2 pseudogenes are annotated in these 524 nt (G+C 58.6%); both read left to right on the forward strand.

The window, feature by feature from the left end:
- A pseudogene (locus FQ746_RS35045) lies at positions 1-283 on the forward strand (hypothetical protein); the annotation flags it as partial.
- A 144-nt stretch (positions 284-427) separates the two neighbouring features.
- Positions 428-524 (forward strand): annotated as a pseudogene (locus tag FQ746_RS28565) (alkylphosphonate utilization protein); the annotation flags it as partial.

Raw genomic sequence — 524 nt, forward strand, 5'->3', positions numbered from 1 at the left:
ACATGGATGCGTCTCACCGCCCGTAGCGGTACGCCAGCCGATTCGGCTGATCGACCTCGCGGTATGCTCCATGAGCCGGCTGAAGTCGATTCGTCGGCTGGATCAGGTGTCCGGCATCGCTCTGATGTCTTGGGGGAAGGGAACTGCCGGACAAGGCCGCCCCGATCAACGCTTGAGCCGCTGCGTCCGGCGTGAAGCCGGCATCGATTTCGACCCGAGGAAGATACTAGACTTCGATACACCGGCTGAACGTTTTCATCAATTCGTTGCATCGACGGGTTGAATCCGCAACCCAAAGCCGACGGTCAGGCATCCCGAAAGCGGACGCTCAACATGGTGACGTGGTGAGCGGGGCAGGATGACCAACGTACCGGACACGCTATACTTTCGCGCTTTCATTGCCCTCGTCAGGCACCAAGGATTACACATGAGCGCATTGCCCCCCTGCCCAAAATGCAATTCCGAGTTCACATACGAAGATGGGAGCCTCTACACTTGCCCGGAGTGTGCGCATGAATGGTCGG

Source organism: Paraburkholderia sp. BCC1886 (genome assembly GCF_900996245.1).
Taxonomy (GTDB): Bacteria; Pseudomonadota; Gammaproteobacteria; order Burkholderiales; family Burkholderiaceae; genus Paraburkholderia.